Consider the following 14,591-nt stretch of genomic DNA (forward strand, 5'->3'; position numbering starts at 1 on the left):
TGTTCTCCTATTTTTGAAATATTTTTTCAGTTTTAACTTTTTACTTTAAGATATAAATTTTACATTTGAGATACATTTTAAAAATAAACAACATGATAAAAAAACTTTTTGCTGAATTTTTCGGCACATTTTGGCTTGTTTTCGGAGGTTGTGGAAGCGCAGTTTTTGCCGCCGGAGTTCCCGATATTGGTATAGGACTTTTAGGAGTTGCTTTAGCCTTTGGTCTTACTGTCCTTACAATGGCTTACGCTGTAGGTCATATTTCCGGAGGGCATTTCAACCCGGCAGTTTCTTTCGGGCTTCTAGCTGGAGGAAGATTTTCTGCCAAAGACCTGATCCCTTATATTGTAGCACAGTGTTTAGGAGCACTTGTAGCAGCCGGATGTTTATACACTATCCTTAACGGTGCCGGAGCGGTAGATTTTTCAAAACCGGGTGATTTTGCCACAAACTTCTATGGTGAAGCCGTTTACAACGGAAAGGCATTCAGTATGGGAGCAGCATTCCTTGCTGAATTTTTATTAACAGCCTTTTTCCTTATTGTTATCATGGGAGCAACGGATAAATGGGCAAATGGTAAATTTGCAGGTCTTGCTATTGGTCTTGCCCTTACTTTAATCCATTTAATCTCTATTCCAATCACCAATACGTCAGTAAACCCTGCAAGATCCCTTTCGCAGGCAGTTTTTGCGGGCGGACTTGCCATGTCACAGCTTTGGCTGTTCTGGGTAGCTCCTATCCTGGGAGGAATTGTAGGTGGATTGATCTACAAGTTCTTACTTCAGAGAGATACTGCAGAAATAACAGATTAATAAGAATCTCAATTTATAACGAAATAAAAAATCCTGCCGGCTGGCAGGATTTTTTATTTCGTCTTTTTAATATCAAAAGGATTTTTAAAAATAAGTTCTTCGTGCTTTCCTTTAATCTCCATTTTACGCTGAAGAAGATTGAGAGCCATTTTCCTGATAAAAAGATCTTTATCATTCAGGCTCCAGTAGGAATCTTCATGCAGTTTTTTAGCAGAGCGGATTGGATAAAATTCGGTTTCCCAGGTATCCACATTATGATAAAACTCAATAATTCCGCAGTGTTCGGGAATAAGGTTAGCGTCTACCATTCCCATAGGCAACAGAAAACTGAAAGTATTACAGATATAGTCGCCACAAGAAATTTTATCGTGCTTCAGAAATTTTTCACCGGTTTCTTTATTGATATATGATTTTTTGAAATCATTTTTAAAGTCACTTTTAGAAAGTTTGATTTCAATTTCATGGCTACATCCTTCCGCATCTATAATCAGAATATCTGCTTCCCAATCTGCCTGAAAATAATTAGTCAGAACGAGCTCTTTTTCAAAATCACAGTGAGAGTGAATATAGGCATGTACAAGTTCTTCTATTTTGATCATGGTATTTATAATAATGTAAAAGGTACAAAGTACAATGTATTGGGTCAGAAGACAGAGACTTAGAGATTAGAGACAGGAGACTTCAAGCTGTTGAGAAGTGTATAATCTTAAGGTCCAATGTTTAATTTAATGCTTCAAATCTCAGGGACCACAAATCGCACACCTGCATAGTTTTCAACTTTCAACTTACCAGCAAGCTGCAGCCTCTGATATCAGAGTGGTCTATTCTTCCCAGCACCTGAAATTTATCGCCATTTATTTTCCCCAGATCCTGAGCAGCAATAAAAGAACAGGAATGGGTATTGGCAAGGTCTATAATATTAATAGCCCCTGTTCTTCCTTCTTTTTCGTAAGACAGCGGGTCTTCTGCATTTCTGACCATAATCCTCATCCAGTTCGGACATTGATATTCATTATTTCCAAGAGAGTACGCTTGTGAAAGCAGTTCCGTCATCGAATATTCAGAATATATTTTATGGGTATTAAAACCTTCCTGTAAAATGAGCAAAAGCTCATCTTTTGTCATCTCTTCTTTTCGGCCCTTCATTCCTCCGGTTTCTATAACCACTAAATTTTCAAGAAAACTTAGAGATTTATTATTGGGATTCGATTGACAATAATCTAAAAAATCCAACAAGGCAAAAGAAACTCCAAAGAGAATGACTTTTTGATCTTTCAATTGGTTTAAAAGGTCAAAAAGGTCTGCGTGATTGTAAAGGAAATATCCGTTTTCCGGTTTTCCCGATTTTTTCATCAAATAATCCACCATATAAATTAATGATGAATTTTGTTTTTCCAAATAGCTTGGTAGTAACCCCAGAAAAATAAAATCTTCCGGCTTACCTATAAACTGTTCGAAACTTTTATAAATACTTTCTTCATATAAATTCTGATCGGCAATGAAATGTTTAGACAGATTCATCTGGGTGGTTCCTGAGCTCTGAAAATATAAATCTGCAGAGACATTCTTATCCAGAATCTGATGGTTTTTGAACATTTCTATAGGCAGAAAAGGGATCTTCAATACGCTGTCTACCTCATCAGGATTCACTTTTAAAAAGTTGACAAACTTTCTATATATCTCAACATTTTCATACTGATAACGAAATGTTTCCAATGATGCATCTACAAAATCCTGTTCTGTTTGTATGTTGAATATATTTTTCAATTGATAAATCTTTTTTACACCTCCCATCCCTTCAATACAGTGAATTTCAAGAAAGAATATTTTTTATTTAATATTTTTTACTGCAAAATTAAACTTTGGTAAAATTCTTGCAATTACTTTTTCGGAATATGGATTAAAAACAAGAATGCGCTTAGGTTCATTCGAAAATTGTCTCTTTTAGGGGCAATTTTTTTTGTTTTTATTTCTCAAAAACCTTGAGTTCAAAATCTTTTTCGAAAACTCCGTAAGTAAAGTAGGAAATCCAATCACCAAGGTTGATATATTTTGAATTCTGCTCCAGATCCAGCACCATAGGAAGATGACGATGCCCATAAATGAAATAGTCTATCTTTTCGGTCTTCAGCTTTTCTTTGGAATAGATGATCAAAAATTCTTTGTCTTCACCTAAAAATGCTTTATCCTCTTCTCCGGAAATCATTTTGTTCTTTTGGGAAAGATACAAAGCCACTTTCATAGCAATATCGGGATGCAGCCATTTGAAAAACCATTGTGCCACCGGATTTGTGAACAGCTTCTTCATTCTTTTATATCCTTTATCTCCCGGTCCCAGTCCATCTCCATGAGCCAGCAAAAACTGCTTCCCGCCCATTTCAAAATATTGTTTCTGATAAAAAACAGTACATCCTATTTCCTCTTCCAGATAATCTTTCATCCAAAGATCATGGTTTCCCACAAAAAAATAAATGTGGATTCCCCGGTCTTTCAGTTCAGCAATTTTACCCAGAACACGTACATATCCTTTGGGAACAACATGTTTCCATTCATGCCAGAAATCAAAAAGATCTCCCATTAAAAATAAAACCTGAGCATCTTCTTTGATCTCATTCATCCAACGTATAAATTTCTCTTCACGGATCCGGCTCTCTTTAGGAGTAGGAGCCCCAAAATGCTGATCTGAAGCGAAATACACCTTTTTTCCAGGTTCTAAATTAATTGTTGTTTTTAACACTGTCTGAACTTTATTGGAAATGAATTATTAATTATCTTCTGCAAACCACTCTCCATAAGAGTTTTCGGTCTCATGAAGTTTAAGATAAGCCAGAGAAATTCCTTCAGGAAGTTTTGATTTTACTTTTGCAGCAATAGCATACAGCATATTTTCACAGGTCGGTTGGAAACTGCAGTAGATTACTTTGTGTCCCTTCTGCTCAAGGTCATCTCCCAATTCTTTGTGAGGAGACAAGGCATTCACCAAAACGGAATGATCCCATACATCTACAATTTCAGATTTTACGATACTTTTGATATCTCCAAAATCCACCACCATCCCATTCTTAGGGTTTTCAATATCATTAATAGGTCTTCCTTTTACCGTTACAAACAGTTTATAGGAATGTCCGTGCATATTTTTACACTTCCCATCGTAGTTGTACAGTACGTGAGCTGTTTCGAATGTAAAAATTTTTGTTATACGTATCATAGTGCAAAGATATGACAAAACAGCTAAACACAGAAGAGACTGTTTCTATTACAGGTATTAAACTAATCTTTTAATCAATTCTTAAGGTTAAATTATTGTCTCTGGATCCGTCTGTATTGATTGCGTTGTAAGGAATAGTCAGCCAGCCACTTTTGTTCATCACGAATTTAAAACCATATGTTTTTCCTTTTTCAAACTGTGATTTTGGTACTGCCAGTTCAAAAGTATTGTTCTTTTTAAGAGTCAGCTGATAAGATTTATTTTCACTGTTCCAGTCATTAAATGAACCTGCTACTGAAACAGTCTTGATAAACTCAGTACTTAGATTTTCAGGATATTGATAAGAAAAAATCACTTTGTCATTTTCTGTTCTGTATCCATATATTTCTTTCTTAAGGTCAGGATGTACAAAAGGTTCAGCTATGGTCATTTCTTCTACTAATGCATACGGATTCATTAGACGTTTATCCATAATTCCGGCAATATGATTAATCATTTGATACATTACAGGAAATCCTTTATTCGCGTTATACATGACGACAACAGCCATATTGTTATCTGGAAAAATACTATAAGCACTTACGTTTCCGCCTGAGAATCCATATGACTTTGTATTATTGTTATCTGTAATTTCCCAACCATGGCCGAATTCCCAGTCATTATTTTTATAATTAAACGGTTTCCACATCATCTTTTTAGTTTCGGGTTTCAGGAAATCATTTTTGCTGAAATGGATGCTCCACTGTAAAAAAGCAGGAAGGGTAACCGCCAGTCCATTGGCAGAATGGGCTCTCAAGCCACCAACCTCAGTTAGCTTTTCATACAGTTTCTTCTCAGGATTATAATTATATTTCCCCACTCTATTAGGGATTTCTTCAACAGAATTAGAAGAAAAAACGACCTGATTTCTGGATTCCGGAAATTGATTTTCCAGGCTATACTCTTCGAAAGTTTTTCCTGTCAGTTTTTCAATAATCATACTAATCAACATATAATTTGTCTGATTATACCGATAATGATCTCCAGCTTCAAATTCTATTTTTTCATTTGACAAGCGTTTAATAACTTCATTAAAGGTCGCTTTTTCGGGAAGATCTTTCGCATCTAACATATCCGGAAGTCCTGAAGAATGAGAAAGAAGATTTTTCACCTGTATGTTTTGCCAGTTTTTCGGCAGGTTGTCTATATACTTTGAAATCTTATCATCCAGCGATACCTTTCCTTCTTCAATAAGTTTAAAAAGACCAACATTGGTAATTAATTTTGTATTGGAATACACCCTGAACATGGACTTAGAACTCACTTTTTTATCAGTTTCCAGGTTCTCACGCCCATAGTACTGCTGGAATGTTACTTTATCATTTTTTACAATTCCTACGGCCATTCCGGGAATTTCATTGATTTGAATAACATTTTTTATATAGCTGTCAATTGCTTTTGACTGTTCTGCGGTCTGACTGAATCCTAAAATGGATACATTAAAAAATATAGCTGCTAAAACGGATTTCTTCATTATTTGTTGATCTATCGTTGATAAGACAACCACAGGCTTTATTATGTTACAAAGATTTTTAACTTTTATTGTAATAAGTGTTCAAGCATATTTTATTTAGGTTTCAATGAATCAATTTCATATCCCAGCTCGGATAAATAATCCAACCCATTTTGTTTTTCCATCTTATTCTTTCCACTCCAACCCTTTTCCCTTCCCTTTACAATAAGTTGTTGAATATATTTAGGCTCATGTATATTGATGTTTTCTATGGAATCTCTTACTGTATTCATCAAATTGATTCCAGAATTTAAGGGCTGTCCCATGAAATAATCATCAGAAGTAAGAAATTCAATGAGTAAGGGCGTCTGCTTCTGTCCGCTTAAAAATATTTTCACCGTTAAAGTATTGGTTTCCGTACCTGCATGATATTTATTTGTGACAGAATATAGATACTCCATATTGTGGATAAGTATTTTTCTTAATTTACGTTTCATCTCAAGTTGTTTCCGCAATATTTTTCAATCCCTGAAGAACCGGATTCTCTCCACCTTGTGGCTCTTCCTGTATTGCGTTAGATCTGTTATCTTCCTGTATGATTTCAAGTTTCGTTTTTCCGCCAAGATCGGTCAGAATATATTTCATCACAAAATAATTCTCAGGTTTATCCTCAAGGTCCGGTCTGGGGGCAAACAGGTTATAACTTAAACTGTCCGTTGGAATAAAGGTCAAAACGGTTCCCCATTGTTTAAATACATTCCCTTCCCACTCTGCTATAAACTCAATAGCACTTCCTACGATCCAATCTGTGAGTAGATTGCTTCCGTATTGCCATTGTTTTACCAACTCAGGTATTGTCAAAGTATCCCAAACTTTTTGCTTGGACGCATTGATCACTATTGTTGAAATATTTGTTGCCATATGCATCGGTTTTTCAGAATGATTATATATTGTTTTTAGCTTTATCTGCTACTGTATGTTATTATTTAAAATTTCTCCAGCCAGTTAGTCTCCAACCGTTTAATCTTTTTTGTTTCAGGATCAAATAAAACCCAAAGTGTACTTGAGTCCACCAAAAGCTTGTCATTACAGTAAAATTCAACTTTTCTCGGTTGTTTAGCTCCTTCAGGAGGCAGAGGATAGGTTTTTATGATAATATGATCATTCAGATAGGCCTGTTTTTTATATTGAATATGGTGATCCAAAAGCATCCAGGCATCATTTTCATATTCTGTTTTATGTTTCAAAAAATCCCAGTGTTCGGCAGCTATTTCTTCCACCCAATGTACATACTGGACGTTATTGACATGCTGATTCTGATCAATATGTTCTTCCGTTACTTTTATTTCTTTTTGATATACTAAGCTCATCTCTCTGAAATTTACTCAAAATTATAATATTAAAAATAAAACAGAGTTGCTCCTTCTGCTATAAACTGATAAAAAAACGGAATCAGATGGTAATCCAATTCCGTTTTTAGAATATTTAATCTGTTAAAATGATTATTTTTTTGCTGCAGGCTTAGAAGTTGTTGCTGTCCCGCCTAATTTAGCTTTTACACTATCAGTAATATCCTCACTCCCATCTGTGTAGATAAGATTGTTGTTACCCTGTGAAGCTGTATCAAATACAAAGTTCAGACTTTTTTCTTTTGCTACTGCTAAAATAGCTCCACGTACTTTTTGCTGTAATGGAACCAACAGTTCATTTTGTTTTGCTGAAATCTCCTTACCGGCTTGCGTTCTTGCTGTTTCTACTTTTTTTCCTAAAACATCTAATTCAGTCTGCGCTGCCATCAGTTCCTTAGTCACTGATTCTTTATTCGCTTCCGTCAATGTTTTTTCTTTATCTTGTGCTACTTTCAGTTTAGCTTGATAGTCACCGATTAACTTTTCAACTTCAGCTTGCTTGGTTTTAGTAAGGTTATCAATCGTTGCACTTATCGTTTTTACCTCAGGTAAGCTTGAGAAAACTTCATCAGTATTTACGCTACCTATTTTTTGCTGAGCATGTACAGTATTTGCGCTAAGCGCTAATCCTGCTGTAATAAAAAGGGCTTTAATTAAATTCATTTTGTTTAAAAAATTGTTTTTTTTCGACTTCAAATATAATCCAAATTTTTATTAGTTATCTTCAGACTTCTAAGAATAAAAAACCTTCCCGGAAATGAGAAGGTTTAGTATCAAAAAATATGGAAAAAATGACTAATGAAACTGAGCCGTTTCTGTAGAATCTTTCATAGCTACGGTAGCTGAAGAACCGTTTGTCACAACATTCTGTACTTCATCAAAATAGCCTGTTCCTACAAAAGACTGGTGCTTCACCGCTCTGAATCCTTTTTGTTGCAGTGCAAACTCACGCTCCTGAAGTTCTGAATATCCGGCCATTCCTCTTTCTTTGTAAGCTAAGGCCAATTCAAACATTGCTGTATTCAGGGCATGGAATCCTGCCAGTGTGATAAACTGGAATTTATATCCCAATTTTGCCAGTTCTTCACGGAAACTAGACATCTCCTCAACGTTTAGCTTTGCTGCCCAGTTGAATGAAGGTGAACAGTTGTAAGCCAACATCTTTCCAGGGAATTTTGCATGAATTCCTTCAGCAAATTTTCTTGCCTGTTCCAAATCCGGATTTGAAGTTTCCATCCAGATTAAATCCGCATAAGGTGCATAGGACAGTCCTCTGTCTATACCCTGTTCTACACCATTTCTTACCACATAAAACCCTTCAGAGGTTCTTTCTCCTGTGACGAATTTTTTATCTCTGTCATCAATATCTGATGTTAATAAGTCAGCTGCATCAGCATCTGTTCTCGCAATGATAAGGCTTGGCACCCCTAAAACATCTGCAGCAAGACGTGCAGCAATCAACTTGTTAATAGCTTCCTGTGTAGGAACCAGTACTTTTCCTCCCAAGTGTCCGCATTTTTTAGCTGAAGAAAGCTGATCTTCAAAATGAACTCCTGCAGCTCCTGCTTCGATCATTTGCTTCATCAATTCAAAGGCATTTAGATTTCCTCCAAAACCGGCTTCTGCATCCGCAATGATAGGAACAAGATATTCTTTATCTCCGTTTCCGCTTACAGACTGTACCTGATCTGCTCTTAATAAAGCATTATTTATTTTCTTCACCACAGAAGGTACTGAATTAGCAGGGTATAAAGACTGGTCCGGATACATTTCTCCTGATAAGTTAGCATCTGCTGCTACCTGCCAGCCAGAAAGATAAATCGCTTCCAGCCCGGCATCCACTTCCTGAACCGCCTGGTTACCTGTAAGGGCCCCTAGACCGGCAATATAATCCTGGTTATTTAATTTATCCCAGAATTTTTTAGACATTTCTGTCGCAATGGTATAATCAATCTTATAAGAGCCTCTGAGTTTTAAAACTTCTTCAGCAGTATAAGGTCTTTTTACTCCGTTCCAACGTGGGTTTGTTAGCCAATCTTGCTCTATAGCCTGGATTTGTTCTTGTTTAGATTTCATAATATTTGGATTTTGTTAATTTTGGGTTAGGGATGAGTACTCGGGTAATAGGAGCGAGAGTCTTGAATATGCTTGATAGTTGATAAGTTACACTCATTTAAGTGTATCACTACAACGCTCTCACGCTCTTGCCCTCAAACTAAATAAAAGGATATGCTTTTAAGGTTAAAAATTCTTCAAAGTTTTCTGAGAAAATCAATTCATTGAAAAGTTCTTTGGCCAGATTAAATTTTCCGGTTTTGAAACGGTTTTCTCCCACATAGTTTTCAATATTCTCCATTTCTTCGGTTTCCCATTGCAGGACCATACTTCGGGTCAATGTTCTGTCACCGCTTAAAACAGCTTCATTTTTCAACCATTGCCAAATCTGGGTTCTGGAAATTTCCGCGGTAGCCGCGTCTTCCATCAGATTGTATATGGCTGCTGCACCGGTTCCCATTAGCCAGCTTTCAAGGTAAAGAATTCCTACATTGATATTTTTTCTGACCCCTTTTTCTGTTATTTCTCCTTTAGGAATTTCCAGCAGGTCTGTTTCTTTGATATGGTATTCAAATTTTTTATCAATCTGATTCTTTTCAGGCATATACTGATCAAAAATCTCTTTTGCCACCGTAACCAATGCAGGGTGTGCTACCCAGGTTCCATCGTGTCCGTTCTTTACTTCACGTTCTTTATCGCTTCTTACTTTTTCAAAAGCAATTCTATTGGCTTCATCATCATCTTTTACCGGAATCTGAGCAGCCATTCCTCCAATGGCATGAACATTTCTTTTATGACATATTTCAATAACCCTTTTTGAGTAGGCACTCATAAAAGGAGACGTCATTGTTACCTGATCTCTATCCGGAACAATAAACTCAGGAAGGTTTCTTAGTTTCTTGATATAGGAAAAAATATAATCCCATCTTCCACAGTTCAGACCTGCGCTGTGCTCTTTTAGCTCATATAGAATTTCATCAATCTGGAAGGAAGCTGTGATTGTTTCAATCAGAACAGTTGCTTTAATCGTTCCCTGAGGAATTTCCAGATAATTCTGGGCGAATACAAAAACATCATTCCACCAACGGGCTTCTTTATAATGCTCCAGCTTTGGAAGATAAAAGTAAGGACCACTTCCTTTTTCCAAAAGATTCTTTACATTTCTGAAAAAATAAATACCAAAATCAGTCAGTGAGCCTGATGCTTCTTCTCCATTGATCTCAATATGCTTTTCTGGCAGGTGCAAGCCACGGGGGCGAACCAATAAAACAGCAGTTTTCTCATTCAGCTTATACGCCTTTCCATTTTCATTGGTAAAATCAATTTTTCTGCTCACCGCATCGGAAAGATTAATTTGGCCTTCGATGCAGTTTTCCCATGTTGGCGAGCTGCTGTCTTCAAAATCAGCCATAAATGTATGAGCTCCGGAATTCAATGCATTGATAATCATTTTCCGATCAACCGGTCCTGTAATTTCTACTCTTCGGTCCAGCAAATCCTCCGGTAATGATGCGCAAGTCCAGTTTCCATTTCTGATCTCTTCTGTCTCATATAAAAATTTTGGAAGAACACTTTTGTCGAATTCCTGCTGAGTTTTTTTCCTTTCTTTTAAAAGTTCCAGTCTTTTATCATTAAAATTTTGATGAAGTGCTGTCAGAAAGTCCAACAAATCCGGAGTTAAAATTTCTTCAAACTGCTTCTGAGTCTTTATTTTTAATTGAGCCTGCGTTTCCATAACTTGTTGATTTTGTGATTTGATGTTACAAACATAAATAAAAATTTTCACAATCAGCGAACGTTCGCTAATTTATTTTAAAAATTATTATGCGAATAATCGCATTCAATTATTTATATTTGAGTAATGAATCCAGAAAGTGACTTTATCAAAACAGTTTTCGGGCTAAAGCTGAAGCAACAGAGACAAAAGAAAAATTGGTCTCTGCAGGATCTTGCAGTAAAAACCGGATTATCAAAATCTTACCTCAACGAAATTGAAAACGGAAAAAAATATCCTAAACACGATAAAATCATCCAGCTTTCTGATGCCTTGAACTGTACTTTTGATGATCTGGTATCCACAAAACTGGATAAAAGCTTAGCACCATTCAATGAAATACTGCAATCTGATTTTTTCAAAGAGGTTCCCCTGGAATTGTTTGGGATCAATAAAAATAATCTTATCAGTATTATCAGTGATGCTCCTAAAAAAGTAACTGCTTTTATCAATGCCCTGATTGAAATTTCCCAAAACTATAATTTAGGAAAAGAAAGGTTTTATTTTGCCGTATTGAGGTCTTTTCAAGAGTTGTATGATAATTATTTCCCGGACATAGAAGAAAAAGTCAATTTATTTACTCAAGAAAATCAATTGTATATTGATAAAAATCTAAAGGCTGAAGCCCTGGAAAATATTCTCGTGGAAAAATTCAGTTATCAAATTCAATCTGAAGATTTCGAACAGTATGGAACCCTGGATAATCTCCGGTCTTTATTTGTGCCTGAAAAAAAATTATTGCTCCTCAACAAAAAACTTGAAAAAGATCAGAAAACATTCATTCTTGCTAAAGAAATAGCCTTCAATGTACTGGACTTAAGGGTTCGTCCAAATACTTATTCATGGCTTGATTTCGGAAGTTTTGAAGAAATTCTTAATAATTTTTATGCGTCTTATTTCGCCGGAGCTTTATTAATATCTAAAGACCCTGTCATTGAAAAAACGTCAGATTTTTTTAAGCAAAATAAATGGGAACCTACAAATTTTGAGAATCTTATCAACAGCTTTACCAACTCCCCGGAAACCTTCTATTACAGGTTAACCAATATTCTTTCCGCTGAAATGGGGATCAAGGACTTGTTTTACTTATGTCTGGTAAAGAAGAAAGATTCTGATAAAATACAGATTTTAAAAGAGCTGCACCTCAACCACCAACAGGCTCCCCATGCCAATGCTATGCATGAACATTACTGCAAAAGATGGATTGCAGTGAAAAACCTGCATCATTTAAAGGAAAATGAAACGTTGACAGATGCTCAAATCTCCCATTATAAAGATCAGGGGATAAGCTATCTGGTTATCTCAACTTCTCAAAAAAATCCTTTTTCTGACGGAAGCAACAGAAGCTACTGCCTCGGTATCTTATTGAACCCTCAGACTATAAAAAAAATAAGCTTTATAAAATCTCCATCTTTAAAAACCATCAACGTGGGAGTAACCTGTGAATCCTGCAGTATTCCGGATTGTGAAGTAAGACAAGCGCCTCCTGTGCGCCTGGAAAAGGAACACTTTAATCTCAGTATGAAAAATGCTATTGAAAAGATCAGGAAAGAGTTTTAGAGACTGAGACCTGGAGGATATGGAAGTTTAGGAGAGTGAATAGTTTAAAAATGGTTATTTAGTGAAAAAACAATTTCCTAACTTAGCTAAAAACACCCCGATGATGCTTGATTTATTATTCCCTAACCGATGCATCCACTGCAACAGGATTATTGAACCTGATCTTTTGGTCTGCGACTTATGTTTTAACCAGATTCATTTCACCCATTATGATTATTTTGGAAATAATCTTATCAAAGAAAAATGCAGGCTACTCTTCCCCGTTGAGCATACTTATGCTTTGATACAATTTGAAGAAGAAGGGGTAAGCAGAAAAATCATCCATGAGCTCAAATACAGAAGCAGGGAAAAAACAGGAAAAATTCTGGCAGAATGGACTATAGAGCGCCTGGATTTTAAAGATGCAAAACCTGACCTGATGGTAAGCGTTCCTTTACATCCAAAAAAACTGCGGGAAAGAGGTTACAATCAGCTGCATCTCTTCACAGAAACCCTATCCGGCTTTTATAAAATACCATTTGAGCATACCCTGATTAAAAGAAATCATTATTCAAAAGCCCAGGCCCTGAAGGACAAGAAGCACCGTCTTGAATCTGTCAATACATTTTCACTCAATACAGCGGTAACAGGAAAACACATTTTACTTATTGATGATGTTTTTACAACAGGAAACACCGTTTCATCTATTGCATGGGAAATTTTAAAAGCCGGTGATAATAAAATAAGTGTGCTGATCATGGCCGTAGATATTTAATAATTGAAGTTTACTGATGACAAGTTTCCAGGCTCTCCTCCTGAAATTTTTCAAACTTCTTTCGTCCTCAAATTCTTTTTCTTAATTTTCCGGAAAACTATATCATCATGCCTCATCTTATTTTACTGCACGGCGCGCTAGGTCACAGTGATCTTTTCCATCCTTATGTGGAGCAGTTATCTCAGTATTTTACCATTCATACTCCTTTATTTTCAGGACACGGAAGTACAATACTTCCTGCCGAAGGTATCAGTATTGAAAAATATACTCAGGAATTAGAAGAATATTGCAACAGTAACAATCTGGCAGATGTATATCTTTTCGGACACAGCATGGGAGGTTATGTTGCCCTTTGTTATGCTATGAAAACACCCGAGAATGTCAATTCAATCATCACTTTGGGGACGAAATTTGACTGGACTGAAGAGCAGGCTGTAAAAGAAAGTAAAATGCTGAATCCTGAAGTTATTCTTCATAAAGTTCCGAAATATGCACAACTCTTAGAAGCTCAACATGGTCAGAAATGGAAAAAACTACTTCCAGCGGTTGCTGATTTAATGGTTGATTTAGGGAAAAAGACACCATTAAAAGACAATCTTGCCGGGATTAACCTCCCAGTCCAGATTATGGTAGGAGACAAAGACAATATGGTGACCATCGAAGAGAGCATCCATGTTTACCGAAGCCTTCCCCATGCAAAATTGGCCGTACTTCCGGATACAAAACACCCGATGGATAAAGTACGACCAACCTTGTTATTGGATATTATAAAAGATTTTTGGAATCTTTCTTAAGTTATCTTTGAAGTTTTTCTCCGTAGCTTAAATCACCCGCATCTCCAAGTCCCGGAGTAATATACCCTTTTGAAGTTAAGTTTTCGTCAATGGCTCCCACCCAAATCTGAGCTTCAGGATAGGCATTCTGCACAGTCTCTACTCCTTGTCTTGATGCAATTGCTGCTACAATATGAAGTTGGGTGGGATTTCCGTTAGTCAGTAGATCTTTAATAGCTTCAATTAAAGAAGCACCTGTTGCCAACATTGGGTCTGCTACGATCAAGGGTCTTCCTTCGATACTTGGGCAAGTCAGGTAATCCTGCTTAATTGAGAAATAATCGTTGGCATCGTGCTTTCTGTACGCTGCTACAAAACCACAATCTGCTCTGTCTAAATAGCTCAGAATTCCTTCAAACAATGGAACTCCGGCTCGTAAAATTGTAGTAATAACCGGCTGTACCGCGATTTCTCTGCTTTTTATCGTATCTAAAGGAGTTTGGATTACAACTTCTCGGTACTCCAGCCCTTTGCTGATTTCGAAAGCTGCAATCTCTCCGATTCTTTCCATATTTCTTCGGAATCTCATCCGATCATGCTGAACTTCCACGTTTCGAAGTTCATTAATCCATTCATTTACAAGAGAAAAGTTTTGTGATAAAATACTAAGCATGAATACCTTAAGTTTTAAATTACAGTTAGTGATACTAATTCCTGCAAAATTACAACTAAAAAACGAATTGATAAATTGAAG

16 protein-coding genes are annotated in these 14,591 nt (G+C 36.3%); 4 read left to right on the plus strand and 12 right to left on the minus strand.

Features of this window, described 5'->3' with window-relative positions:
* Window positions 1-95: 95 nt before the first annotated feature.
* Window positions 96-812 carry an aquaporin Z gene (gene aqpZ / locus B8967_RS06860; RefSeq protein ID WP_047488488.1) on the plus strand — a complete coding sequence of 239 codons (717 nt, stop codon included), beginning with the start codon at window positions 96-98 and terminating at the stop codon, window positions 810-812.
* A gap of 53 nt (window positions 813-865) precedes the next feature.
* On the opposite strand, the gene B8967_RS06865 is transcribed toward aqpZ, so the two are convergent.
* From B8967_RS06865 to aceB, 11 genes are all read right to left on the minus strand, one after another.
* The gene (locus B8967_RS06865; protein WP_084085368.1) at window positions 866-1,411 is read right to left on the minus strand and encodes a hypothetical protein; all 546 of its coding nucleotides are present in this window, start codon (window positions 1,409-1,411) and stop codon (window positions 866-868) included.
* A 181-nt stretch (window positions 1,412-1,592) separates the two neighbouring features.
* A complete protein-coding gene (locus B8967_RS06870) occupies window positions 1,593-2,579 on the minus strand; it encodes a LuxE/PaaK family acyltransferase (RefSeq protein WP_084085872.1) in 987 nt (328 codons plus the stop codon).
* A 199-nt stretch (window positions 2,580-2,778) separates the two neighbouring features.
* Window positions 2,779-3,549 carry a UDP-2,3-diacylglucosamine diphosphatase gene (locus B8967_RS06875; RefSeq protein ID WP_047488010.1) on the minus strand — a complete coding sequence of 257 codons (771 nt, stop codon included), beginning with the start codon at window positions 3,547-3,549 and terminating at the stop codon, window positions 2,779-2,781.
* Window positions 3,550-3,576: 27 nt separating this feature from the next.
* Window positions 3,577-4,020 carry a 6-pyruvoyl trahydropterin synthase family protein gene (locus B8967_RS06880; RefSeq protein WP_047488007.1) on the minus strand — a complete coding sequence of 148 codons (444 nt, stop codon included), beginning with the start codon at window positions 4,018-4,020 and terminating at the stop codon, window positions 3,577-3,579.
* Between the two features lie 70 nt (window positions 4,021-4,090).
* Entirely contained in the window at window positions 4,091-5,533 is a 1,443-nt protein-coding gene (locus B8967_RS06885; protein ID WP_084085370.1) for a serine hydrolase, read from the minus strand.
* A gap of 92 nt (window positions 5,534-5,625) precedes the next feature.
* Entirely contained in the window at window positions 5,626-6,009 is a 384-nt protein-coding gene (locus B8967_RS06890) for a hypothetical protein (protein WP_084085372.1), read from the minus strand.
* A 1-nt stretch (window position 6,010) separates the two neighbouring features.
* Window positions 6,011-6,433, minus strand: coding sequence for an SRPBCC domain-containing protein (locus B8967_RS06895; protein WP_084085374.1), 423 nt, complete (start codon window positions 6,431-6,433; stop codon window positions 6,011-6,013).
* A gap of 65 nt (window positions 6,434-6,498) precedes the next feature.
* A complete protein-coding gene (locus tag B8967_RS06900; protein WP_084085376.1) occupies window positions 6,499-6,882 on the minus strand; it encodes an acyl-CoA thioesterase in 384 nt (127 codons plus the stop codon).
* Between the two features lie 132 nt (window positions 6,883-7,014).
* Window positions 7,015-7,584 carry an OmpH/Skp family outer membrane protein gene (locus B8967_RS06905; protein WP_084085378.1) on the minus strand — a complete coding sequence of 190 codons (570 nt, stop codon included), beginning with the start codon at window positions 7,582-7,584 and terminating at the stop codon, window positions 7,015-7,017.
* A 132-nt stretch (window positions 7,585-7,716) separates the two neighbouring features.
* Entirely contained in the window at window positions 7,717-8,997 is a 1,281-nt protein-coding gene (gene aceA / locus B8967_RS06910; protein WP_084085380.1) for an isocitrate lyase, read from the minus strand.
* Window positions 8,998-9,136: 139 nt separating this feature from the next.
* Window positions 9,137-10,711: a malate synthase A gene (aceB, locus tag B8967_RS06915; RefSeq protein ID WP_084085382.1), complete on the minus strand. Its 1,575-nt coding sequence runs from the start codon at window positions 10,709-10,711 to the stop codon at window positions 9,137-9,139.
* A 126-nt stretch (window positions 10,712-10,837) separates the two neighbouring features.
* On the opposite strand from aceB, the gene B8967_RS06920 reads away from it, so the two are divergent.
* The 3 genes from B8967_RS06920 to B8967_RS06930 all read left to right on the plus strand — a co-directional run bounded on the left by B8967_RS06920 (window position 10,838) and on the right by B8967_RS06930 (window position 13,858).
* Complete coding sequence (locus B8967_RS06920; RefSeq protein WP_084085384.1) at window positions 10,838-12,310, plus strand: helix-turn-helix domain-containing protein; 1,473 nt, start codon at window positions 10,838-10,840, stop codon at window positions 12,308-12,310.
* Window positions 12,311-12,410: 100 nt separating this feature from the next.
* Complete coding sequence (locus tag B8967_RS06925) at window positions 12,411-13,064, plus strand: ComF family protein (protein WP_084085873.1); 654 nt, start codon at window positions 12,411-12,413, stop codon at window positions 13,062-13,064.
* Window positions 13,065-13,171: 107 nt separating this feature from the next.
* Complete coding sequence (locus tag B8967_RS06930) at window positions 13,172-13,858, plus strand: alpha/beta fold hydrolase (protein ID WP_084085386.1); 687 nt, start codon at window positions 13,172-13,174, stop codon at window positions 13,856-13,858.
* A 1-nt stretch (window position 13,859) separates the two neighbouring features.
* Here B8967_RS06930 and upp read toward each other — a convergent pair whose 3' ends face one another.
* Window positions 13,860-14,510 (minus strand): uracil phosphoribosyltransferase, encoded by a 651-nt coding sequence (gene upp, locus B8967_RS06935; RefSeq protein ID WP_084085388.1) that lies wholly within the window; start codon window positions 14,508-14,510, stop codon window positions 13,860-13,862.
* Window positions 14,511-14,591: the final 81 nt, after the last annotated feature.

Source organism: Chryseobacterium sp. YR221, assembly GCF_900176315.1.
GTDB classification, from domain to species: Bacteria; Bacteroidota; Bacteroidia; order Flavobacteriales; family Weeksellaceae; genus Chryseobacterium; species Chryseobacterium rhizosphaerae.